The 23,291-nt window shown below is 47.0% G+C and carries 25 protein-coding genes; 10 read left to right on the top strand and 15 right to left on the bottom strand.

The window, feature by feature from the left end; genetic code table 11:
• Positions 1–286 precede the first annotated feature (286 nt).
• Positions 287–1,081: an adenosylcobinamide-GDP ribazoletransferase gene (cobS, locus tag H6F98_RS05080; RefSeq protein ID WP_192217582.1), complete on the bottom strand. Its 795-nt coding sequence runs from the start codon at positions 1,079–1,081 to the stop codon at positions 287–289.
• A gap of 316 nt (positions 1,082–1,397) precedes the next feature.
• Between cobS and H6F98_RS05075 the strand changes: the two genes are divergently transcribed.
• The 3 genes from H6F98_RS05075 (at position 1,398) to H6F98_RS05065 (ending at position 3,295) form a co-directional block, all read left to right on the top strand.
• The gene (locus H6F98_RS05075) at positions 1,398–1,850 is read left to right on the top strand and encodes a hypothetical protein (protein ID WP_192217581.1); all 453 of its coding nucleotides are present in this window, start codon (positions 1,398–1,400) and stop codon (positions 1,848–1,850) included.
• Positions 1,851–1,960: 110 nt separating this feature from the next.
• The gene (gene tgt, locus H6F98_RS05070; protein WP_192217580.1) at positions 1,961–3,097 is read left to right on the top strand and encodes a tRNA guanosine(34) transglycosylase Tgt; all 1,137 of its coding nucleotides are present in this window, start codon (positions 1,961–1,963) and stop codon (positions 3,095–3,097) included.
• Between the two features lie 60 nt (positions 3,098–3,157).
• Positions 3,158–3,295 carry a photosystem II reaction center protein K gene (locus tag H6F98_RS05065; protein WP_192217579.1) on the top strand — a complete coding sequence of 46 codons (138 nt, stop codon included), beginning with the start codon at positions 3,158–3,160 and terminating at the stop codon, positions 3,293–3,295.
• A gap of 107 nt (positions 3,296–3,402) precedes the next feature.
• Here H6F98_RS05065 and H6F98_RS05060 read toward each other — a convergent pair whose 3' ends face one another.
• Both H6F98_RS05060 and H6F98_RS05055 read right to left on the bottom strand, forming a co-directional pair.
• Positions 3,403–3,960 carry a glutathione S-transferase family protein gene (locus H6F98_RS05060; RefSeq protein ID WP_192217578.1) on the bottom strand — a complete coding sequence of 186 codons (558 nt, stop codon included), beginning with the start codon at positions 3,958–3,960 and terminating at the stop codon, positions 3,403–3,405.
• A 13-nt stretch (positions 3,961–3,973) separates the two neighbouring features.
• Positions 3,974–4,438: a hypothetical protein gene (locus H6F98_RS05055; RefSeq protein ID WP_192217577.1), complete on the bottom strand. Its 465-nt coding sequence runs from the start codon at positions 4,436–4,438 to the stop codon at positions 3,974–3,976.
• A 425-nt stretch (positions 4,439–4,863) separates the two neighbouring features.
• On the opposite strand from H6F98_RS05055, the gene H6F98_RS05050 reads away from it, so the two are divergent.
• Positions 4,864–5,568 (top strand): tetratricopeptide repeat protein, encoded by a 705-nt coding sequence (locus tag H6F98_RS05050; protein WP_192217576.1) that lies wholly within the window; start codon positions 4,864–4,866, stop codon positions 5,566–5,568.
• Positions 5,569–5,751: 183 nt separating this feature from the next.
• Here the strand turns inward: H6F98_RS05050 and H6F98_RS05045 are convergent, their stop codons facing one another.
• Positions 5,752–6,144: a hypothetical protein gene (locus H6F98_RS05045; RefSeq protein ID WP_192217575.1), complete on the bottom strand. Its 393-nt coding sequence runs from the start codon at positions 6,142–6,144 to the stop codon at positions 5,752–5,754.
• Positions 6,145–6,490: 346 nt separating this feature from the next.
• Complete coding sequence (gene psaM, locus H6F98_RS05040) at positions 6,491–6,589, bottom strand: photosystem I reaction center subunit XII (RefSeq protein WP_192217574.1); 99 nt, start codon at positions 6,587–6,589, stop codon at positions 6,491–6,493.
• Between the two features lie 393 nt (positions 6,590–6,982).
• Between psaM and H6F98_RS05035 the strand changes: the two genes are divergently transcribed.
• From H6F98_RS05035 to H6F98_RS05015, 5 genes are all read left to right on the top strand, one after another.
• Positions 6,983–7,726: a TerC family protein gene (locus H6F98_RS05035; RefSeq protein WP_192217573.1), complete on the top strand. Its 744-nt coding sequence runs from the start codon at positions 6,983–6,985 to the stop codon at positions 7,724–7,726.
• A gap of 140 nt (positions 7,727–7,866) precedes the next feature.
• A complete protein-coding gene (locus H6F98_RS05030; protein WP_192217572.1) occupies positions 7,867–8,868 on the top strand; it encodes a multicopper oxidase domain-containing protein in 1,002 nt (333 codons plus the stop codon).
• 143 nt (positions 8,869–9,011) lie between these two features.
• Complete coding sequence (locus tag H6F98_RS05025; protein ID WP_192217571.1) at positions 9,012–10,025, top strand: helix-hairpin-helix domain-containing protein; 1,014 nt, start codon at positions 9,012–9,014, stop codon at positions 10,023–10,025.
• Positions 10,026–10,169: 144 nt separating this feature from the next.
• Entirely contained in the window at positions 10,170–10,604 is a 435-nt protein-coding gene (locus tag H6F98_RS05020; protein WP_192217570.1) for a bacterioferritin, read from the top strand.
• A gap of 129 nt (positions 10,605–10,733) precedes the next feature.
• Entirely contained in the window at positions 10,734–11,684 is a 951-nt protein-coding gene (locus H6F98_RS05015; RefSeq protein ID WP_192217569.1) for an FTR1 family protein, read from the top strand.
• A 74-nt stretch (positions 11,685–11,758) separates the two neighbouring features.
• Here H6F98_RS05015 and H6F98_RS05010 read toward each other — a convergent pair whose 3' ends face one another.
• From H6F98_RS05010 to H6F98_RS04985, 6 genes are all read right to left on the bottom strand, one after another.
• A complete protein-coding gene (locus tag H6F98_RS05010) occupies positions 11,759–12,169 on the bottom strand; it encodes a PAAR domain-containing protein (RefSeq protein WP_192217568.1) in 411 nt (136 codons plus the stop codon).
• A 114-nt stretch (positions 12,170–12,283) separates the two neighbouring features.
• A complete protein-coding gene (locus H6F98_RS05005; protein WP_192217567.1) occupies positions 12,284–14,197 on the bottom strand; it encodes a VgrG-related protein in 1,914 nt (637 codons plus the stop codon).
• A gap of 21 nt (positions 14,198–14,218) precedes the next feature.
• Positions 14,219–14,743, bottom strand: a complete 525-nt coding sequence (locus H6F98_RS05000; protein ID WP_192217566.1) for a hypothetical protein — start codon at positions 14,741–14,743, stop codon at positions 14,219–14,221.
• Between the two features lie 25 nt (positions 14,744–14,768).
• A complete protein-coding gene (locus H6F98_RS04995; protein WP_192217565.1) occupies positions 14,769–18,353 on the bottom strand; it encodes a hypothetical protein in 3,585 nt (1,194 codons plus the stop codon).
• A gap of 18 nt (positions 18,354–18,371) precedes the next feature.
• Positions 18,372–18,884: a phage tail protein gene (locus tag H6F98_RS04990; RefSeq protein WP_192217564.1), complete on the bottom strand. Its 513-nt coding sequence runs from the start codon at positions 18,882–18,884 to the stop codon at positions 18,372–18,374.
• The gene (locus tag H6F98_RS04985; RefSeq protein WP_192217563.1) at positions 18,884–19,153 is read right to left on the bottom strand and encodes a hypothetical protein; all 270 of its coding nucleotides are present in this window, start codon (positions 19,151–19,153) and stop codon (positions 18,884–18,886) included. The genes H6F98_RS04990 and H6F98_RS04985 overlap by 1 nt, the downstream gene beginning before the upstream one ends.
• 391 nt (positions 19,154–19,544) lie before the next feature.
• On the opposite strand from H6F98_RS04985, the gene H6F98_RS04980 reads away from it, so the two are divergent.
• A complete protein-coding gene (locus H6F98_RS04980; protein WP_242058375.1) occupies positions 19,545–20,189 on the top strand; it encodes an ABC transporter ATP-binding protein in 645 nt (214 codons plus the stop codon).
• A 100-nt stretch (positions 20,190–20,289) separates the two neighbouring features.
• Here the strand turns inward: H6F98_RS04980 and H6F98_RS04975 are convergent, their stop codons facing one another.
• From H6F98_RS04975 to H6F98_RS04960, 4 genes are read right to left on the bottom strand one after another with little or no spacing between them, the layout of a single operon-like run.
• Positions 20,290–20,577, bottom strand: coding sequence for an MSMEG_0570 family nitrogen starvation response protein (locus H6F98_RS04975; protein ID WP_192217561.1), 288 nt, complete (start codon positions 20,575–20,577; stop codon positions 20,290–20,292).
• Positions 20,570–21,778 carry an MSMEG_0565 family glycosyltransferase gene (locus tag H6F98_RS04970; protein WP_192217560.1) on the bottom strand — a complete coding sequence of 403 codons (1,209 nt, stop codon included), beginning with the start codon at positions 21,776–21,778 and terminating at the stop codon, positions 20,570–20,572. The genes H6F98_RS04975 and H6F98_RS04970 overlap by 8 nt, the downstream gene beginning before the upstream one ends.
• Complete coding sequence (locus H6F98_RS04965) at positions 21,775–22,752, bottom strand: sll0787 family AIR synthase-like protein (protein ID WP_192217559.1); 978 nt, start codon at positions 22,750–22,752, stop codon at positions 21,775–21,777. The genes H6F98_RS04970 and H6F98_RS04965 overlap by 4 nt, the downstream gene beginning before the upstream one ends.
• Entirely contained in the window at positions 22,752–23,279 is a 528-nt protein-coding gene (locus tag H6F98_RS04960; RefSeq protein WP_192217558.1) for an MSMEG_0567/Sll0786 family nitrogen starvation N-acetyltransferase, read from the bottom strand. Before H6F98_RS04960 ends, H6F98_RS04965 begins: the two co-directional genes overlap by 1 nt.
• Between the last annotated feature and the right edge of the window lie 12 nt (positions 23,280–23,291).

Below are 23,291 nucleotides of genomic sequence, written 5' to 3'. Positions count from 1 at the left end.
AACAAATTGCCTGTGGAGGGGACGGAGCGGGGGCAGCAATGCCTAGCTACCACCCATTGAAGCAGGAACTCTTGAAAGTGATTTCAGGAAGCCAGCGCTCTACCCGTTAGGGTGAGCGCTGGCGAGGTGTCACTCTATTAAACATTCGGGTGATTTTATTTAGATTTCTGGTCTTTTGTCGGTGGTCAGTGGTTTGTTGCTCCTGACCACTAAATAAGGGGCAAAGCAATAGAAGAGTTTGGCAAAAACCTTAAAGCTAATGAAAATCTATTGAAGGCACTGTAGCTTAGTGAAAGAAGCTGGTAAGGAGACAAAGAAATAGTGATTCTGTCCATTCCACTACGGCTCCATAAGTGTCGCCCGTGTGTCCACCGAGTTTGCGGTTAAAGTAAGCACCAGTAAGGAGTGCGATCGCACTTCCTCCCACGACTATACTCAGCGATAGCCCCCAAGCGGTCCCGTACAACAAGGGTAAGCCGCATACACCTAGTAGCAAGAAGAATCCTACTGAGAGAATATCTTGGGGTATGCGAATTGCCTCTTTGTGAAATGCGCCCTTACCCGTAGGTTTGAGATAGGGATAAAAGGCGATCGCAACGACTTGCCCCCAGCGTCCCCAGCCTGCTGATGCCATCAACGCCACACCACGATAGGTTTCCAAGTCGGTCAAAGCAGCGGTTTTTAATAATAAAATAGCCGTTCCTGCCATTGCCCCAAAAGCACCCGTGGCACTATCTGCCATTACTTCCAGACGCCGTTGTCGGTCTTGAACCGCTAAGCCATCCGCCGTGTCCATCACACCATCCAAGTGCAGGCCTCCAGTCAGAGCAATCCAGCTAACCACAATAACTGCACTCCGAGTCAGTATTGGCACTCCCAACTGTTGTAGCCCACTATCTACAATTCCCAGTATCGCCCCAATTAACAATCCAATTAATGGTGCCCAACGGGCAACCCATCGAAACTCTAACGCCCAACGAATAGGAATTGGAATGCAAGTGTAAAATGCGATCGCCCCAAAGAAGGAACCCCAGAATCGGCTACCCCATTGCCCCAACCGTCTTAATGTGAACCGCTTCATTGGGGACATCCAGTCTAGAATTTACAAGATTGCCGTATGACCAGTGGAGAATCTTAGGATACTATTGTCTCATACCCTACTGTCATACCTTATTGTCTTACCTGTACGACACAGGTAATATCAAGTAGAAATCTAAAAAGCCCTGCGCCGTGTAGCCTTCTGAGGTATTCATTCCTGCCTAGTTCATCTTTGTCTTTACCTTTGCAGAGGCTATGATCTAAGCACCCGGTATTGAAATGTAGGGTTTGAACGAAGCGGTTACATCAACCTACCGCATGGAAATGTCAGCCCTTATTGCATCCTACGGCTTTTACCCATGAGTCATCACCAACCTCCGCATCAGCTTCCGGCCCCCTGCATCATTGACACTGGCACCATCGTCAACAAGCAAGACATGGGACGCCTTCTCACAGATTTGGGTCGCGTCCGCTATATTCATACTCTCGATGGTAAGCTGCAAAATGAGGGAGAAGGGTGTGTGCTGGAAGTCTTTGCTGACCCCAACCGCTCTACCATAATTGCTAACCGAGCGCTTTACCTGAATGTTCAAAGTTTTGATTATTTGCAGCTAAATCAGTCCCCTGAACAAGAAACTTACTTTGATCTCATTCAAGATAATCGTCAGTTACGCCTGATTCCCCTATCAAACCCTTATCAAGAGCAATCTAACCAGCAACTTAATGCTGACGCTCTAGAAACGATGGTGGCACAAGTTCTTAGTGCTAAATGGGATGTGCAAATCGACGACGAAGGCGAGTGCCCGTTCTAAGCTATCAACCCTTTGGATCTTTGAGTTTGGATTAATGCTTGAGATCAGGTAAAAGATTGAGATAGCTGATGAGAAATATGAAACCTAGGCTTACACCTTAATAGAGAGCGTTGCAGCAACACAAAGCTTCATTTTCATTTCAATGTCAGGCATCCTGTAGCCAGACAAAGGCTCGTGCTGGTGTTTTTACTACGCCTCATGGCTGGGTTGAAACGCCCAGGTTTATGCCTGTGGGAACCCTAGCAACTGTCAAAACATTAACACCGGAACAACTAGAAGCCGCAGGCTCACAGATGGTGTTGGCGAATACCTATCATCTCCACCTGCAACCAGGAGAAGACATTGTGAAGCAAGCAGGTGGACTGCATCGATTCATGGGTTGGCAGGGACCCCTTCTCACGGATTCTGGAGGCTTCCAGGTATTTAGCTTAAGCCAGCTACGAACGATTGCGGAAGAGGGGGTGATGTTTCGCTCTCCCCGTGATGGACGGATGATCAATTTAACACCAGAACGGTCAATTGAGATTCAGAATGCACTGGGGGCAGATGTCATTATGGCGTTTGATGAGTGCCCTCCTTACCCTGCTGAACGCTCAGAAGTTGAGGCAGCAACAGAGCGTACCTATCGCTGGCTAAAGCGCTGCATTGAGGCTCACGCACGTCCTGTTGACCAAGCACTGTTTGGCATTGTACAGGGCGGTGTTTACCTAGATTTGCGTCGTGATGCAGCTCAATCTTTGGTTTCATTAGATTTACCAGGTTATGCCATTGGTGGGGTTAGCGTGGGTGAACCCGCTGAATTCATTCACCAGATTGTTGAAGCTACTGCACCTTATCTACCAATAGATAAACCGCGTTATCTGATGGGGGTTGGTACCTATCGGGAAATGGCACGAGCGATCGCATCTGGGATAGATTTGTTCGATTGTGTGATTCCTACACGATTAGGACGTCACGGTGCTGCCTTAGTACAGGGAGAGCGTTGGAACTTAAAAAATGCTCGGTTTCGTGAAGATTTCACTCCCTTAGATGCCACTTGCCCTTGCTATGGCTGCCAGAACTTTAGCCGCGCTTACCTGAGTCATCTGGTGCGCTGCAAGGAAGTTCTTGGTTATACATTGCTCTCCTTACACAACGTCACTGAATTGATTCGCTTCACCCAACAAATTCGAGCGGCAATTTTAAGCGATCGCTTTTTTACAGAATTTGCTCATTGGTTAGACACCCCAACTTCCGCTCAGCTGTGACCGGGTTCATGTTACGATCCATGTCAATTCTGAAAACTGTGTTGGAAAGGTAATTTAAACATGGAAGCTGCACTGCTGTTGGCGAAACTGCCTGAAGCCTATGCGATCTTTGACCCACTAGTAGATATCCTCCCAGTTATCCCTGTCTTCTTCTTGCTGTTAGCCTTCGTTTGGCAAGCGGCTGTAGGGTTTAGGTAGAAAGGATTAGGGGCTGGGGGATTAGGGGGTAGGAAAGACAACCCTGTCTACAGGGTGCTTACTCTAGCTAATTTCTCGATCTCTCCAGTCCCTAATATCATCAACCCCTACCGTCGTGCCCCAATCCCCTTTTGAAATGCAGGTCGTTCTGAGAGACGCTTGATGTAATCTACAACAGCCGGGTATTCGCTCAAGTCAAGCTTCAACATCATTGGTATGTAAGCCAAGATTGATCCAACTGCCACATCCGCTACACTCAACTCATCTCCTAGCAAGAATGGCTGCTTCTCCAGGATTTGATTGAGTGGCATCATCAATTTAGGCATCTCCCGTTCTCGATTTGCTTCCACAAAGATTCCTGGTCCCAATGTGGCATTAGCGAACAAGATCCACTGGATAATTGTTGATTTTGCTTCTAACGCTGCCGGAAGCTTGCCGTACTTATCAGCGAGATACATCAGAATTGCTCCTGACTCCCAAAGCTTAAAATCTCCATCTACAATTGCTGGGACTTTCCCAATCGGGTTAATCTCTAGGAATTCAGGTTGCTGATGTTCACCGGATTGCATGTCCAGCAAGATAAATTCGTAGGGTTCTCCTAGTTCTTCGAGGTACCACTGGACAATAGATGCCCGACTCCTCGCTCCTCCGTAAAGTTTTAACATTGTAAACTGCCCTCTAAAGAACTTTGTGAGTATATTCGTGTTGTTTAACGTCGTCTTCCTTACGGACAACGCGAGTTTGATTCAATACACGCTTACGTTCTGTAGAGTAGTTGAAGTCATTGCGCGTTGTGCCAAGAGGAATATGGGATTGCGCTTCCTGACGACTTTGGTAAGTACGTGCTGCCGCGATCGCACGGGCGGGAAATTCATCACAAAACTGTGCCTCTGTGGGAAAGGCAGAGGGTTTCTGGGGTGTTTCACTAGTGAACAACTCACCGAGAGTAGTTCCACCTGCTAATGAATATGAGGTAGGAATTCCTTTGAGAATAGCTTCTAGCGCGGCTGAAGGGATGGGTTCGATGACTTTGACTTCATGAACTTCACCATCTTCTTTCAGAAAGCAGGTGGCTAAGCCAACCACCAGATAGCTATCAGTTGAGACATCAGGAGCCTGATCTAAGGACGTTGCAGCTGCCATAGGATTATTCTTTGTTAACGAGCAAGAAACCAAGACAAATCAATGGCTTCGGTTGCATTTTACCAGCATCTCCACAAGCTCGGAGCAGGAACGTACACCGACTGGAGATTTGTCTCCATCCAATTGGGTGATTAAGGCTGAGAAGTTCATCTTCTTGTGCCAATTTCTTAAGAGTTACACACAAACAAAATCTACGAACCCTACTGATGGGGGAAGTAATTCTTAATGTCCCAGAGATATTGTTTCAGGAAAGGAGCAAAGCAGGATTGTAGTCTCTATTTAGAACGTCCGAATTTAAGGACAGCTTGAGTGGTTTGTTGTTGACCTGAAGACGCATTAGTAAGTGACACACTCAGACCAACGAACAGGGTGCTGCAAGCCGTAATGTTGAATATAGATAGGCCGCAGGTACTGTTGAGGAAGATATGAACGCTGACACTTCTGTAAGCCGGAAAGACCAAAATAGACAGTGGTCACGGATGCCACACAAAAATCAAAGGCGTTTAGCTCCAGTCAAACTGGTACCCAGAACAAGCCCACAACTGTCAGATCAAAGCTTACGCGCCTCTGCCCACAGTAGAGCAAAGCAAGGGGACTATAGTGGAGCGATCGCATTATTTAACCAGTTAATTATGCGTAACCCCTTTGATGCGATCAACTATAACAATCGGGGGTTGATTTACTTCCAAAGTGGTCAACACGACAAAGCACTGGCTGATTACAACAAGGCACTAGAACTCAATCCTGAATTGGATAGTGCTTACAACAATCGTGCTAATTATTACGCCTCGACTGGACAACTTGCAGAAGCGCTCACCGACTATGAGCAAGCGCTTGACCTTAATCCTGGAAATACTCGTACTTGGATTAACCAAGGTATCACATTCCGTGAATTGGGACTTTATGATCTGGCGCTAGAAAACCTTGATATGGCTTTAATTCTGGGATGCTTAGAAGACTATATTTACGCCGAACGAGGTCGCACTTACCATTTACGTGGTGACTGGAACTGTGCGATCGCTGATTATCAACGCGCCTTGAGTCAGCTATCACACTCAGGTAGTTCTAGCCGTCTGCGTCGGAAAGTTGAAACCTGGATGAGTCAGCTGCTCAAGCCCTTAAGTGCTTAATTCATTTAACTGTTAGCTGTTAGCAAGTTGATGAAAAGTTGCATCAAGGTTTTATGCAACAGACAACAGATATGTAAGCGATAACCCTTCAAGCAAGCTTCTCAAACAAGCCTGCTTGAAGCCATTGAAATCTATACATTCTTGCTTTCTCAGAACTTGTCAAAAACGTCTGCTCTTGTTGCACTAGTTGTCATCCTTCGTACTGGGATCTTGCCAGACGATTTGACGCTGAGTTGGGTCAACCCGATAACTCTGCTCATGCATCACGCTTTTGGCTTGTCCAGGATCAAAAGAACGGCTGAAGTCAGTACGCAAGCTATTGACTCGTGTCTCCGTGCGCTTCACTTCCGCACTGACTTCTCGCAACTTTCCTTGCTGTGACAGGTGATAGGGCAACAACTGAATTAGTCCAGTGAGCGCGGCGGCTGAAATTACCAAGTTGACGACCAACTTCGCTGTCGTTTCACCAGCAACGGCACTGTAAGAATGACGACGCTGAGGGCGTTGAGTCCGACGAACCTTCCGGTGAGGTTCTAACGGTTGTCCAGTTGGTCTTGGGGGTTGAATTGCGTTCATCAGTGTTAGGCTACCGCGCTGGGAGAGCCAGCGCTGAAGGGTTCCAGTATAGCGTTAAGGTATGCGCTCCTGATGTGATCTCGCTGCTTTGTGCTTGATGATGGCGGAGAGCCAAATGAACAAAGAGCCTATCAAAGGCAGTAGCACGCCGATGTTATCAGATAATTTACAGCGTATTACTGTAATTATCCGGAAAACTTAAGCTGCGGGCTTTGAGGGAAGGATGTTGCCTGATGCTAGTTGCTGCGCTAACGCCCTCATTTGGGAGAGAACTTTCAGCGCCAACTCATCAATCGCCTCTTGTCTGCCTTTGATAAGCTCTCTGTCACTTTTTTTTAAGGGAACTCTACTTGTACAGTTCCGTCGCTAGCCGGAATGCCATGATACCGGGAATTAGGGCAACGACAAGAGCCACGTAAACCTGGACATCTGATATGGATGACATTATTTAACTTCTCCTTATTTCAAAGGTAATTACCCATTAATTTGCGTCAAATTGAGCATTTGCGAAATATCTTGTTACAAGATGCAATATAAATTGCTTCCTGGCTGTTAGAGAACGGGAATCAGGAGGTTGTCTGGAAGTGGAAGCTGGGCAACAGAGCTTAGAGTTGAGAAAGCAATAACTTGCTGCCCTTTTGCCATTTCCGACACCCCAGTTCTCAGTAAATAGCTAGCGATTCAAATTTTGCAATCTACTCGATCGTCTTCCGCCTTTTCGTCAGAAACTACCCAGGAGAGGTTAAGCTAAGTTAAGGTAGCCGTAGTTTTCGCGTATTTTAGAGGATCGCGTACTAGACGAGCTTTTACAACTTTATCTATTTAAAATCGTTATTTAATGCTAGACCAAGTTTTTAACTCCCCTTTTCATGCAGGAATTGAAGCCTCGATAGTGCTGTTGATTCTTGTTGCACTAGAGGCAGTGCTTTCTGCGGATAATGCGATCGCATTAGCTGCGATCGCGCAAGGTTTAGAAGACGGCAAACTCCAGAATCGTGCCCTCAACTTCGGCTTAGTAGCGGCATACGTCTTACGCATTACCTTAATTCTCACAGCGACTTGGGTGGTACAGTACTGGCAGTTTGAGCTACTTGGCGCTGCTTATTTGCTTTGGTTAGTCTTTCAGCATTTTAGTGCTGAGGAAGATGAAGAAAATCAACATCATGGTCCTCGATTTACTTCACTCTGGCAAGCGATTCCACTAATTGCTGTAACCGACTTAGCATTCTCTTTGGATAGTGTAACGACTGCGATCGCTATTTCTGACAAAACTTGGCTCATTGTTACGGGTGGCACGATTGGTGTTATTACCCTGCGGTTTATGGCGGGGTTATTTATCCGCTGGCTCAAGGAATATGCCCATCTTGAGGATGCTGGCTACATTACCGTTGGCTTTGTCGGCTTGCGACTCTTGGTAAGAGCGATTAAACCCGAACTTGTGCCACCGGAATGGTTGATGATTGCTGCCATTGCCTTAGTGTTTCTTTGGGGATTCTCTGAACGCATTGAGCCTAAGCCAGTAGTAGAGGCTGAGACATCGGCTATTGAAGCCCAGACAAAGGAACCTGAAGAAGTTAAATAAGATTCCAGTTCCTCATCCCCAACCCCACTCCCAAATCGACCTTACTTGAGAATAATTGACAATTAGATTAAGAGAATTCTATAGTTAGTCTCGGAATAATTAGTAATAGTTAGCAATAACTTAAGTGACAGCTACTGTCCATGCCAAAACTGCCTCTAATTGAGCAAGGCAAGCCCTTCTCGCGCCGTCAGTTAATTAAGTTAGGGCTAGCAGGTGCTGGTGTTGCTGGTGCAGCGCTAGCTTTACCGTCTTTGACCCGAAAACAAATACAACCTGCAAAGATTCCGCCCCTCTCAAATGAGGCTCCGGTCGTGGTTGAGGGGTTCAACCCAATGGCAATTGTCCGGGACTTTGACTATGGGACAGTGAAAAAAGAGAATGGACGTACTATTCGGGAATTTCGGATTGTTGCTGGAACGACCAAGTTGGATTTGAATAGTGCCGTTTCTTTTATGACTTGGAACTTCAATGGTCGTGTTCCGGGGCCGACACTACGCGCCAAAGAAGGCGATCGCGTTCGGGTAATCTTCCTCAATAATGGTGGACACGCTCACACCATGCACTTTCACGGTATTCATCGTGCAGAAGTTGATGGCATTCGACCTGTTGGCAACGGTGCAGCAACGATCTATGAATTTGATGCTGAACCTTATGGAGTTCACTTATACCACTGCCATATTGCCCCGGTAACGCGACACATTTCAAAAGGGTTGTATGGGATGTTCATCATTGACCCCCCTAAAGCGCGTCCACCTGCTGATGAGATGGTGCTGGTGATGGCGGGATATGACGTGAATGAAGACCAGCGAAATGAACTCTACGCCTTTAATGGGTTGCCAGACTACTACATGATGCACCCGATCGCGATTTACCAAAATCAGCTGATTCGGTTGTATGTGCTGAACCTGATTGAGTTTGAGGCAGCGGCAACCTTTCATTTACACGCTAACTTTTTTGATGTCTATCCCACAGGGATGACCCTTACACCGACACAGAAAACAGATGTCATCACAATGGGAACGGCAGAACGGCATATTTTGGAATTTGCCTACCGCTATCCCGGCAAGTATATGTTCCATCCTCACCAAGATGCGATCGCAGAGGCTGGCTGCATGGGTTTGTTTGATGTAATCGAAAGCTGACTTTATCAACCCTCTTCTTTACAACTAGTTGACAAGAATTCTCAATGGTTTGACAATAAGTCCTACTTGACGTTGTTGCAAATCTTTCTTAAAAATTAGCAATTGAACGCTTCAAGTTTGATGAGAAATTTTGACTTATTGATATGAAAGCAATCCTTCGTTTTTTTGCTCTCGCTCTTGCTGGTGCCTTGTTGGTTGTTCTCACGAACTGTTCTCAGACACCAAGCACGAGTGATGCTTCAAACTCTTCGCCTGCTCCTGATTCAAGTTCTACAGCTACTACGACTGAGAGTAAAACTGCTGCTGAGGAGAAGATCAACATTAACACGGCGATTCTGTCGGAGTTAGATAAATTTGAAGCAGCATTAGGTGTCCCGGCATTATCAAACAAGATTCAAGCAAGTCGCCCCTATGGTAGCCCTGAGGAACTGGTATCAAAAAAGGTGATTACTCAAGAGCAGTTCGATCAGATTAAAGATCAGGTGACTGTTGAGGATGTTGTTCTAACTGGCGTTGCCAAAGATGTCGATTACATGACCAAGTTGGGCTTGATGAAAGGACATATGATGGTTGCCAAAGAACTGCTGGATCAGGGTAAGCCCGATCAGGCAGAACCGCACATTGGGCATCCTGTAGAAGAAATCTACGTTGATGTCGAAGAGCAATTTCAAGAGCGCAACGTTCCGGAATTTAAAACAGCGTTAATGAGCTTGCAAGATTTGGTGAAATCTAATCCTAAGGATGCCAAACTAGCGACAAATTTTGAGGAGTCCATGCAAGCGATAGATGGAGCGATTCAGGTTTTGCCAGAGCAACAGCGCCAGTCCCCTGAGTTTGTGTTACAGGTAATTGATGGGTTATTGGATGCGGCTGGAGCTGAATATGGTGCGGCAATTGCTGATAACAAAATTTCTGCGGTAATTGAGTATCAGGACTCGCGGGGATTTGTAAATTATGCAGATACCTTGAACAGCAACATCTCCGACTCGTTAACGAAGGAAAATTCAGAAGCCCAAAAAGCGATCGCCCAGAGCATGAATAAGCTAAAAACAGCCTGGCCCTCAGCGCAAGCCCCTGCAACACCCGTGCTTCCCCCAGAGGAAGTATCTCAATTGATCAAAACCATTGAGCAGAACAGCCAGAAAGTAGTTAACTAAGTGAATCGGGGTAAACTGCATAGCCTTGAGGCGTTTGCCCTGAAATTTTCTGTTCTACACGTTATCTCTACCATTAGTTGTTAAAGTTTTTGAGATAAATTAATCACAATGTGAGTAGATCTACTCGTTGTAAATTCGGAACTCATGAAAGACCTTGACCTGAAAAAAACCATCAACCTACTGAACTCCATCATGGAATTTGAACTTGCTGGGGTTGTGCGTTACACCCATTATTCCTTGATGGTGACTGGGCCTAACCGGATTCCGATTGTGGACTTTTTCAAGGCGCAAGCCAGTGAGTCCCTACTCCATGCCCAACAAGTAGGAGAAATTCTCACCGGGTTAGAAGGGCATCCTAGCCAACGGATTGCTCCAATTGAGGAAAGCTACAAGCATTCTGTGCGGGACATTCTGGAAGAAAGCCTCAACCATGAGAAAAAAGCGCTGGAGATGTATAAAGAGCTACTCAGCGTCGTGGAAAATGCCAGCATTTATCTAGAAGAGTTTGCCCGTACCCAAATTGGTCAGGAAGAAATGCACAGCATTGAAATTAAAAAGATGTTGCGCGACTTTAGTTAATAGTTATTCGTTATTAGTTCAGTCGTCAGTAGATTCCCTCGACTTTCCTCTACGCATAGTGGAGAACGAGGGCAACTGACACAGGTAACGGCGAAAAACGCACAGCTGACAACGGACAAAGAACAAATTATGGATTTTAGTGCTGCTTTACCAACCTTTGTGATTACCCTGCGAGAAGGGGTCGAAGCCGCCCTTGTGGTGGGGATTGTGCTAGCTTGCCTAAAAAAAGCCAAAGCCGAACAGCTCAACTCATCGGTGTATGCAGGTGTAATAGCAGGGATTGTTGCAAGTGCGTTGGTTGGTGTTCTGTTCAGCTGGGGTATTCAAGCCTTGAGTACGACATACCCAGAGTATTCACCCATAATTGAGCCATTAATAGAGGCAGTCTTTGGGATAGTTGCGATCGCCTTACTCAGTTGGATGCTGATTTGGATGACTCAACAGGCGCGATCGCTCAAAGCTGAAATTGAAGGCAGTATCACCTCGGCCATTCAACAAGGTACTGGTGCGGGTTGGGGCATCTTCAGCTTAATTTTCTTTGCCGTCTTGCGAGAAGGCTTTGAAACCGTTGTCTTTATCATCGCTAAGTTTCAACAAGGACTTGTACCAGCCATCGGTGCGATTAGCGGTATAGCGGTAGCTGCCGGGATTGGGGTTCTCCTGTTCAAGTGGGGGGTCAAGATTAACATCCGCCGATTTTTTCAGGTGATGGGTGTCTTTCTCATCCTGATTGTCGCGGGTTTGGTAATCGGAGTACTGGCTCATTTCGACCAAGCCATTGCATCACTCGCGCAGATGAATCGCCAGTCAGAATCCTTGTGTTTCTACTATGAACACTTTGCTAAAAACCCCTCTTGCGTTCTAGGGCCAATGGTTTGGAATACAAGCAGTGTCCTGCCGGATGAAAAATTTCCGGGTTTAGCACTCAAAGCACTATTTGGCTACCGCGACCAAATCTATATAGTTCAAGCTGTAGCTTACCTGCTGTTTTTATTCACAATTAGCATCGTTTATTTCAACAGCTTGACGGTGCCAAAGGTTGTCAGTGCTAAATCTCAGCCTTCAATGGATAAGAAGTAAACTATGTGGCGTAGCTTATAAAGTTTTCGGTCTCGTGACCTTACCTAAGATGATTAGAAAAGTGCGATCGCGAACTAAGACTCCTTCTCTTCAAGTTCAGCTTTTTTGCGCTTTACCTCTTCATCCATCGCTGTCAACTGCGCTTGAACTTCAGGCGGCGGGGGAACAGCAACCCCCATATCGCCAATCAAGACATTCGGTTGCCCTTTCAGAATGGTTGTTGCTACTGGTACAGGAACCCCCAAAGGGCCAATAGTAAGCCCATTGACCATAGACGTCACCCGTGCTGCTGGTCGTCCACCAATTAAAACAGTAAACCCCCCTGTTGCAATAATCCCAGGAGCGTAGTTGATGACAAGTCCGGAAACCTTATCACCAACACAAGCAGCAGGTAATCCTCCAATCAGGACAGTAGGGACACCAGGCGGAAGAATGGCATCTCCTGTGACAGTCACATCACCAACTCGTGCGGCAGGGAAAGACATAAGCAATTAAACCTTAAAACGGGGAATTGGGAATTGGGAATTGGCGAGAGACTTAGATGTACCTCACTCTCAACAAGAATTGCTATAAATCAACCTAAGCAGACTGACTCAACATTAATTGAGCTTAATTAATCCACCAACAACTTGAACAATGCCCCCCTTCACATTGGTAGCGGCACCGCCTTGGATATTAATTGTCGCGGCTGTCTGAATACTGATGCCTGCTGGGGTAACTTCAATAGTACTGGCTCCCACTTTCAACGTAATGGCTTGGATACCAGAAAGAGCGATTTCCCCTGCGGCTAAACTGATTTTGTTAGAAGTCCCCGTGCGTCCCGCCTTGACAGAAACGTCACCCGTCGAAGTTAGGCTAATAGTTTTGTTCCTATCATCAAGGCGAAGGGTATGTCCTCCACTGGTTTCGATTTCTACAAACTTCTCGCTATCATTCAAGCGACACCAGTGACCCTCTTTCGTCTTGATGTAAATGCCTTGCTTACTGCTAGCTTTATCCTCCTCCACAAATTGGAGACTATGCCCAATACGGGTCTTGATAGTACGCAGACGCACCTTACCATTGTCAACCGAATCACTGACCTTTTCAGGCGGGGCATCCTTACCATTCCAGACATTGCCAATTACATAAGGACGATGGATATCGCCGTGTTCAAACGCGACAAGCACTTCGTCATCAATTTCGGGTAGACAGTCAAACCCCCGACCTGAACCAGCACCTGCACCCACGACCCGCGCCCAATTACTTTCGTGTTCCTCGGTCAACGTCGGAAACTTTACCCGCACTCTGGCCCAACCTTCAGGGTCTTTATTATTAGTGACTCTCCCCACTAAGAGCGTTTGTCCAGGTTCGAGGTGGGTGGGTGGGGATAGGGTAGCAAGGAGGTCGCCTCCACGCAATCCCCGTACACTAAATTCTGTTTTGTAGGTGCGTTCGCTAAAAATGTGACGGCTTTCTGTAACGTAGTATTTGCCGTCGTACTTCCCCATATTTTTTAGTTTCACAACCCGCCCAGGTTGAATTTTGGGATTGCCTTGGGCTTGGGCATCAGCATGGACAAATTCTCCCCCTAATTCATCTAACAGGGCTTGGGCAAGGGTATCCGCTTCTTTGGCTGTAAAAATTGGCTGGTCTACCACAACCACTTTAGGATCGTTAGGTTTGCCTTGAAAGGCTTTACTTGTCTTACTTCCCTTGCCATGTTTGGTTTTTGTCATCACTTGAGCAGAGGATTTAGTCGAAACAATGGTCTGTTTCTGCTTATAGTCCCATCCGCGTACTTCTACACTTTGCACTTGTTCTGCACTACTGACGCGAACATGGAAACTGCTCAGATTTGTCAACCATTGGAGTTCTAGAGTCTCGTCCACTTTCGGTTTACAAAAGTTTAGTTCACCATTGTGTACAAACAACTCAAAGCCATTCCGAGCTGCTCGTTCTCGCAAGAATTCCATATTTGTTTGGTTTTCCTGAAAGACGTAATCATGGGGTGTTCCACTCTCATCAATTGTGCCGACAGTTATCCCTACTTCCTGAGCAATCTCTTTAACAATGTCTGTATCTGTGTAATTTTGAAACGAGCGGTTGTGCCGCCCTCGGTGTAGGCGATGGGATATGTCATAGCCGCCAATAATCATGGGTGCTTGGGAGCCAGAGGTAAAGTGAGTTTCCAAGCTCGTAATTTCCCCTTTGAAAACACTGCCCTTTACCTCTTCCTCAAATTCCACTGATGCCGTGGTACTCGCTTTAAACGCAATTTCAATTGACTTACCAATGGCGAATAACTGTTCGTGCGCCCACGGTCGCTCTAGCTCGTCTGAAGAGTCAGAATGTTGAACTTTTCCTGAAAAGTAAGGATTTTGAATGACGAGCGTAAACATTGCAGGTCGATGTAAACTCTCCTCGACATAGATTTGCAGGATATCTTCCATCAGGTCTTTTGGAGCAATTTGACCATCAATTTTTAGAATTACCTGGTCTGTGTAGGTGGCTTTGTTGTTGGCGTTGACCATGATGGACTCAAAGGATAACGGCTAACGTGAAAGGAAGGTTGAACGATCAGAAGCTTCGCGTAGACTCTGGCTAGGATTGGTAGTCCCTTGACCCGGTCTGGGGGTCGGAGAATCAACTTGCTCTAGCGATAAATCAAGCACTGCTCGCACTGGTGTGCCATCTGGTAAGAATAGGGTCAGTTTGAAGCTGAGTGTTTTGACAAAGCATCGGAGATACCGCTCCTTGCCCCAGGTAAACAGATAAATGGGCGGACGCTTATCTTTTCCCTGACCGCCTTGAGAAAACTCAACAGCTTTTGTGAACTTCCCTACATGATCAAGGACACTCTTTCCTGATTCGTAGGTGTCGAGGAGGATGTTGCTGATTTTGAGGGAATAGGGATTTGGGTGTTTAAAGCTAGTTTTGTTCTCCCCTTCTGTTGTACGCGCCCCTTGTGCCTGTTCTATGTCGATGCTTCGACTAAAGTCCAACTGGTTCGGGTTGAACATGAACTCAATGTTTTCTCCACCGTCAACGGCGACAAGTCTTGCTTTTTGTAACGTCATATGTATTTGCTAATTAACTGAACTATCACCACGGTAAGCGACCGGAATAGGAGTTGCCGCTACGCTCCTGCTCTATCTTGAATCGCTGGCGGACTAAGCTATAAATTTCTCGTGCTAGCTTTTCGAGTTGCTCCGGTGAAGCATCTGCGGGGGCTTGTGTCTCAGATGTCACCTCTGTAACGTTGCTCTGCTCCTCGTCTGTTTGAATAGTGGGTATGGTGTCTGCACTAGTTCGGCGCGTGGCTGACTCAAACTGAGGTTGAATGACTGTTTCGGTAGATCCAAACGGTTGGAGATCGGGAAATGGAGGACTAGCTTGAGCGGAGGGACTGGGAACTGAAAAGGAACTGCCGTTGAGTAATTCTGCAATGCTTGACCATTCAGTCGGGACATCTGCAACTGCCCCTAGGTTCGATGAGGTTGGTGCAGTTTGGAGGACAGATTGGGAAGGCAAAGAGGATGAAGAGATTTGGGCAGGCGAAGATGTGGGGAATTGTTCAACACCACTCTCTGCATTATCAAAAACGTTCCTGTGTTTTTTGGCAATTACGGGTACAGGTTCATTAGGAGAAGCCATGTCTGCAAGGGAAGCGGTTTGAATAAGAGGGGTTGAGCCAAGGGGGTTGAGTACGCTTAGATCCTGCAAGACAGTTGGTAGCGTGGGCAGTTCGTTGAGATGGGTTGCAGCAGTTTGCTGAAATGGCTGAATCAGGTTTGGCTCTGTTGAAGTTAAGCCATCTGTTGGCTGCGTATGTAGTACGCTTATTGGAGTTTCCTCAGTTGTGAAGGGGGAAACAGAGGGGGTAGCAGAGGATGAGTCGGTGATAGGTGCGATCGCTTCTTCTTCTCTTTGCACGGTGCCTTCCCCTAGCGCACTCGATTGCGAAGACAGTTCTCGGCTAATTTCAGGAGTAACTTTTAAACCAGTAAAGTCTGATTCCTTAGCCTGAATAATAGATTGAGGGTTGCTTATAGGTTGGTCTAGTGCGGGAGTATCTGTTACTTGGCGTTGAACAGTAGTTGATTCTAAGAGAGGTTGAAGGGTTAGTGCTTCTGTTACCGTTGCCTGCTCATTATTAAAGATTGTGGTTTCTTGACTATCTAGCGTAGGCTCACTAGCTACTAACGGCAGGTTTAGAGTTGATGGCTCAGATGCTAAATTGGGATCGATCGCTTGTTCAGCAACCTCTTGTCCGGATATCTCTGCTTCTGTTGGGACTGGCTCAGAAACGGCTAGCGAACGTTGAATCGTAGGTAAGGGTTCATCTGTTTTAAGATTGTCTGCAACAAATTTCCCCATCGTTTGGGACAACTCATCACTGTTGGCAACTTCCTCACTACCTTGACGCTGTACGCTTTCAGGCTGCAATTTGTTGGACGCAATCTCACTTTCTCGACTCGCCCTAAGCGTTTCCTGGGTAGAGTCTGCGAAGACTGAATCAGGAGTACCTAGCTGTGGTTCTATTGTCAAGCTGGATGAGTCAAATTGCTGCGGTGCATCTGTGACATCAGTGTTTTCTACTTCACCCGTGAGAGGTTCTAGCGTAGATGAGACGTGATCAACTTTGCCCAGAGGTACAGGGGAAGATTCGAGTTGAGGTTGAACGTTGGCTTCTTCTACAGGAGTACGAGATTCAACGGGTGAGGATTCTTGGGTAGGAGTTTCAATTTGAGGAGAGTTCCTTGCCTCAACCTCTGAAGTATCTAGGAGTGAGCCTAATTCTGGGACAGAGGTTGGAGTTGCACTCATCGAGTCTAACGCAGATTCTAGTTTAGGCTGAACAATTGTCTCTGTTTCGCCAGTAGGAATGCTGGTTGGTGGTGACGTGTTTTGAGTAGGTGCTGAGGTGGAAAGCTCAAGCGCGGATGGGAGAGAATCTGACTTGACTGTGCTGGGAAGAACTGCGTCACTAGATGGTGTCGGACTGGGTAGAGGATGTTCTAAGGGAGAATGCGATCGCACTTTCTCCACCTCATCACCAGTTGTCGGTGAAGGTTGAGAATTTGTAGGTTCCTGAACTGACTCAGCAGTACGTTGAACAGTTTCTGGAGATGAGAACTCTACGGCTTGGTGAGATACCTCTGTTACCGCTTCACTTGGCAAGTCAAGCAACGGTGATGCAGTAATTTCCGATTGGGGCGATGCTGTCTCGAAACGAGGTTGAATCGTTTCTTGCTCAGTTGAGGTTATCAGTTCTGGTGAAGTGGTAGGGACATCCTCAACTGCCTCTATCAAAGTTGGGTTACCTGTTGTTTCAGGTGGGTTGGGAGTTGAGGAAGAAACGTTTGCAGTAGTTGCCTGTCCTGGTAAATCGGTTAGCGCCTCAGCTTGGGGTTCAGCCGTAGATGACTCAGGTACTTCTGGCTGTGCTGCTTGTTCCAATGGAGAGGCTGAGGTTAGGGAGGTTTGGATGATTGGTGCAATCGGTTGAGGAGTTTCCTGTAATTGGGCATCTGAACTGAGCAAGGAAGTCGCAGAGTCTTCTAATTCAGTGATGTTCTGTATTGGAGGCTGACTCGGCTGTTGATAACTCGACGACTCCCTCAAGGGCATCATTCCCTCGCTAGGCTGTCTTAAAGTGCTACTCTCAGCCTCTTGAGGCAAGTTGGTTTGAGCTGGTACCGCTTCGACCTCTTTGCGTTCATCGCTTTGGGGCTTTTCAGGTATAGCTTGCCGCTGAATGGTGGATGCGATCGCTGATTCATTAACCGACGAGATAACATCGGGTTGAGACGTTTGCGTTTGTTCTCCTGATTCTGTGGAGATAGCAGGAGCTTCCCCTAACCCTGAAGGTTTCTGAAGTGCTTCTGTGACTGGCTCCGTTGCACCTGTTGATGCTTCTACAGCCGGGGTGGGTGAAGAGGGTGCTGCTTCTGATTGTGATGATACTAGCTGAGTTTGGATGCTTGTATCAGTAGAGGATGAATTCTCCCCCCTTTTTAAAGCCGGAGCTTTAGTAAGGAGCTGGGGGGGATCTAAATCTGACGGGGAAGTTTGAAAACCCTCCCTATTACCAGGTAGACTTGTCTCCTCTAAGGCTGTCTGTGCTAGTATAGACAGCTCTTCTGGGGATAGTTGCGATCGCTGAATGCTTGCTTCTAAATCTGCTGTAGGTGCAATCTCAGAACTGACAGATTCATTGGCAATTGGCTCATCTGGCAAGATTGGCGAATCTACACTTGCACCTGTCACTCTAGTCGGTTTACTAGCATCGACGCTTTGAACTTGTGCCTGCTGCTCTTGAACCCTAATCAGTTGATTTTCTAACGGCAATGGTGCGGGTGAATCAAGTGATACCGTTTGTCGTTGAATTGGCGTGTTCTGGGAGAAAGCTGTTGCTGTACTCTCACTTTGATGATCTATTTGTGAAGTCGGCTTAGGGGTGTCGAAAAACGGTGACTCGGCAAATGATTGCCCAATTTCAGCATACTCTGACCCTCCTTCGGGAAAAAAGATAGAAGGGTCAAGGACGGCGAGAGGTCGCGCCCCAAGCGGTAGCATAAATTGTAAATTAGGCTCCGTTTGCCCCAACGCCCTCGGAGGAAGTAAAGGGTTTTTAATCCCTAGAGGCTCAGAGCGATCAAGGGGTGCATCCAGAGGTTCTGCCATAATGTTTCATCCCTTGTTTCAACCACTCGGAAAGTACCCTAACGAGTCGCGCTGAAGTCCGGCTGTTGCACTCCCGCCACTGGGTTTCACAACAACCTTTAGACCTTCGTAAGCTAACGTTAATTCCTCAATGGCAACGGTGCTAGAGTTTGCCTGGAGAGACGGTGTTTTCCAACCCACAGGCACAGCACCAACAAGCGTCCAAGCCTGCATTGTTTCCCCAGCTTGGTTGAAGACGATAATCGTTACGTTACGACGCTCCTTCTTATCTGGGCTAAGGAATTTCTCCAGCCACTGCCAGAATATTACATCATCAGTAATGCCACGCTTGAGCGTCACATCACTGAATTTAGCTTGTTTAAGAAAAATACGCTGTTGATCGTTAACCCCACCCTCAAAGTAGGTTTCTTTATCGAGCTGAACATCCAAGCCCGAACATTCACTAAATGATGCAGCGATACTGCCACCAATCTCGACATAAAAACGATTGGCAGTTACATAATTGAGTTCGTGGGTTTGACTATTTGTCATTAGCGTCGTCTCCCGTATCCTCGGTTACGCTCCCGCTCAATTTGTAACTCTTCCCGCAGGAGTTCAAAAACGCGATCGCTCAGTTTCCTCATTGCCAAAGGGTCTTGCAGAATTTTCGCAGCTAGTTTAGTTAGTGCAGCCCTATCCTCCTTGGCTTCACTCCCTTGAATAGAAGCAGGAGCCGCATAACCTACAGGAGAAGGAGATTGGCTCTTGGAGACAAGTATAGACTGTGCAGCAGCTAACTGAGAGGAGGAGCGCTCAACCATAGTAGAACTAAAGTTTTGTGCCAAGTTTATCCAAATGCGTCGAGGTTGGGTACTAGCGGAAGGTCGAACTTAGCCAATCCAGTAAGCAGATCTTGGAGAAATCACGCTACACCTAGATTACGCAAGTAGCACAACTTAGACAGACACTGATACTCGGCAAGCTTTTTAATTTATGTAGATAGGTAGACTGAAAGTAGTGCGATACTAATGGACAATTTACTACAGCGGCACATGCCTTCTTGACTTTCAAATCGTAGTTACTGACACTCGAAAAGAAGTGCTGTTGTAAATTAACTTGATGGTGTTTACTAAGAGACGAAACCTGGGTGATTCTACCTCCATAGGTTTAACTGATACTGAAACGCGATCCATCCTTGCCAAAGGGGTAGAGATGGCATTTCAGTCAGGTCAACAACGCTTTCAAGTTCTTCAAGGCATTGACTTGGAAATTAGAAGCGGCGACATCCAACTCCTAATGGGGCCATCTGGGTCAGGGAAAACTACCCTGTTGTCAATCTTAGCGGGACTACTAACACCCACTACTGGAAAAGTTTATCTACTTGGAGAAGAGATTACGAAAATGTCTCGAACCAAGCTAGCACGGTTTAGGCGGCAGAACATCGGCTTTATTTTCCAAGATTTCAACCTATTTCCAGCCCTGACAGCAGCGGAGAACATTGAAGCGGTGCTGAACATCAAAGGTATTCGGGGCAAAGTCGCACGATATCAAGCACATGCTCTGCTAGAACAGGTGGGTTTAGGTCTAAAAGCGAATCAAAAGCCTGGTGACTTATCTGGAGGACAGAAACAGCGAGTTGCGATCGCACGCGCTCTAGCAGGTAATCCACGGCTAATCATGGCAGATGAGCCAACGGCTGCCCTAGACTCTCACAGTGGGCACACTGTGATTGAATTACTGCGGCATCTGGCAAAAGAAGGGGGCTGTACTGTGTTGATGGTGACACATGATCCCCGTATTATCGATGTAGCTGACCGAGTGGCTTATTTAGAAGATGGAATTTTGAGAAGTCGTTAGTTGTTACTGGAGTTTAGCCTAACGCGCTCTGTCTTAGCTGCGCTGAGTGGAGCTGAACTCAATAAGCTTAATGGTGATGATGTAGGGCAAGGTTTCAGTTTCACTCAAGAAATTGGATGAATCGAACTTTTGGTTGAGGAAAATGGCTGTATTGGTTTGCTGTCGCTTCAATACGTTGAAGTTGCCCTAAGGCTAATGAACACGGCATCCCATATTTGGCAAGGACGCGATCGCTCGCAATCTTGAGTGATGTACGCGATCGCTCCACAAAGTCTTCAATCGCATACTCACTCTCAGGCGTGAAGTAGTCTTTGACAATCAGAGAAGGGGAATAGCAGGTTTCTTTGGAACCATCAGGCCACTGAATTTGGAAGCGAATTTCAGGCATAGTTGTTCAAGGATTGGGAGTAAGTGAGACGTTGTTGGTAGTGGTGTAGGTGCAGTTCGGCAGAGGCTTCCCAGGTATAGCGAGATAGGATGGATTGACTCTGCTGCACCAGGGAATGAGCAAGTTCGGGCTGGATAATTGAGCGCATCGCTTGAGCGATCGCATTTGGCGAGTCGGGGTTAACCAGAAGTGCCTGAGTTTCTAAGAGAAATTCGGTAAATGGAGATTGGTTAGAGGTAATGATTGGGATACCCGATGCGATCGCTTCCAGCACCACGAGTCCCCAACCCTCCTTGACAGAAGGGAACACAAAAGCATCAGCTATTCGATAGAGAGCAGATAGTTCCGCCTCTGCAATTACCCCAGGTAAAATGAGAGATTTGCCGATTGGCACTCCTAAACGCTGTGCCAGAGCAAAAAACTCATCCCGATAGGGCTGATAGTCAAATAGGGTTGCTCCACCTGCGATCGCTAACTGCGCTTGGGGGTAGTCTGCTAGTACCTCAGCGAATGCCTGTAATAACTTGATAGAGTTTTTCCGAGGTTCAATCCCGCCTACGCTTAGGTAAATGGGTGAACCGTCCAATCCTAATCGCTGCTTGAGTATGGATTCAGAACCATCAAGAATCTGTGAAAATCGTTGGGTATTGACCCCATTAATCACCCGTGGGGCATGAATTTGGTAGTGTTGCTGAAGTTCGGCTTGCCAGCGATCGCTAACGCACAAACATAAGTCAGGCTCACGGATCGAGCGGTCTTGACACTGCTGGAGATAGGGACTGCTGAAGTCTTCGATATGATGAACTGTACGAATAAAATAGGGAATTTGCTGACGTTGCCGCAGGATGGCTAAAGCATTGGCACTAATACAATCCTGAGCGTGGTAATAGTCATAGGTTTGTTCAGACTGGCTTAAATAATCAACAAATTCTTGAATGCGTTGCCTGATTAAAGCATCAATGTCTGTAGGAGCGGGTTGGGCAGCGATAGCTTGGTACTCGCAGGATAAATCGCGATCAAAGCCCTTACCGTCTTTATCCAGTGCATAGACACAAACGTGATGACCGAGTGAATGCAATGCCTCAGCAAGTTCCAGGGTATGAATAACACTACCTCTGGGTTTGGTGGAATAGGTAAGTAGTGCAATGCGGAGTTTGGTTGGTTGTGGAACGCAAGGCACTGCTTTGATACTCTCAATCATCGTTTCACCTTCTCCCTTGCGAACCCAGTCAAGCGTTGCTGAGATAAATCCCAGAACACGACAGATTCCTCGTGAGATTTGAGAATGAGTTGATCAGTTGGTTGAACCTCCCCGACAACCTCACAGACTAAGTCTCGGTGGCGAAATTTGGATTGAACAGTTGCCACTCTCTCAGGGCGAACACTTAAGAGAAAACCGTAGCTGGGAAAGCAGAGTAACCAGCGTTCCAAGGGTAGACCATCTGGACAAGGTACTCTGTCCAAATCCAAGATTGCTCCACAGCCAGAGGTTTCCAGCAACATTAGCAGCGTTCCAATAATGCCGCCCATGCTGATATCCTTTCCAGCATCACACAGACCCGCTTCAGCAAGTCGTGGTAACAGTTCTAAGTCTTCACGGAGTTGGAGTGGATCGGCTGCTGTCGCAGCATCCCAGAACGGATGCTTGGGATGGGGTTTGCCCCGGAAGTCTGTGGCGACGAGTAGCAAATCACCGGGTTGGGCATTGAAGCTAGCAATCAGGCGCTTTGCTCGTCCTAGGATAGCGACAGACAAAGCATTATAGGGACTATGACAGTTGGTGTGTCCACCGACGATAGGCACGTTGTAGGTTTGGGCGGCTGCCTTCATCCCGTCCCAAAGAGGTTTGCTAGCGCTGATGGACTGAGTCCAAAGCGTATCAGCCAGGGCAATGGGACGACCTCCCATTGCATAGATATCGCAGATATTGACCAGTACCGCACACCAGCCTGCAAACCAAGGTTCGGTTTCCACTAGCAACGGCCAGACTCCCTCGGCTGCCAGAAGTAGGTAACCATCTAAGTCTGGAATCGCCGCACAGTCATCTCCTAAGAGGATTTTATTCGAGGAGTTAAACCCCACGCTCTGCCCTAGCGCCTGTGCTGCGGTTTGGATGTCTCGCTTTTGTAAGATACCGAGGGATTGTCGTAAGTGCGCTGCTAACTCGGATAGCATCAGGATGCCTCTCTTGCCTGAAGGGGGAGAACAGGACGGGATTCAGTTCCAGGGGGATAGTAATTGAGGTCAGCTTCCATCAGGTGATGAGGGCGATCGCAAATTACGATCTCCTCCATCGTCTCCCAGTGAAGTCGTTGGAAAAAGCGCACATTTTGTAATTGCACCGTTGCTAAAAACTGTTTGCAACCCCAAGTATTTGCTGTAGTGACCGCTTTGTAAATCAAGCCTTTGCCGATTTGCCAGCCTCTGCGATAGTCCGGGTGCGTGCCCAATCTGCCACCATACCAGATGCCTGGTTCAACTTCATAGATTCGCACAACTCCGACTACTTTATTGATGTCAGTTGCGATCGCGGAGCCTTCCCTTTGGGAAATCGCCACAATGGGATATGCAATTTTGTCAATTTCATCAACATCATCTCCCTGAAATAGTTGTTGTTCTTCAGCAAAGATGGAGCGACGAAGCGCAAAGTAAGCAGCAATTTCCTGAGAATGTGTTGCCAGTTTGAATTGGTAAGTCTTCATTGAAATGGCGAA

The sequence above is a fragment of the Microcoleus sp. FACHB-SPT15 genome, assembly GCF_014849525.1.
GTDB classification, from domain to species: Bacteria; Cyanobacteriota; Cyanobacteriia; order Cyanobacteriales; family Coleofasciculaceae; genus Symplocastrum; species Symplocastrum torsivum.
This window is presented reverse-complemented; position numbering and strand designations above follow the sequence as displayed.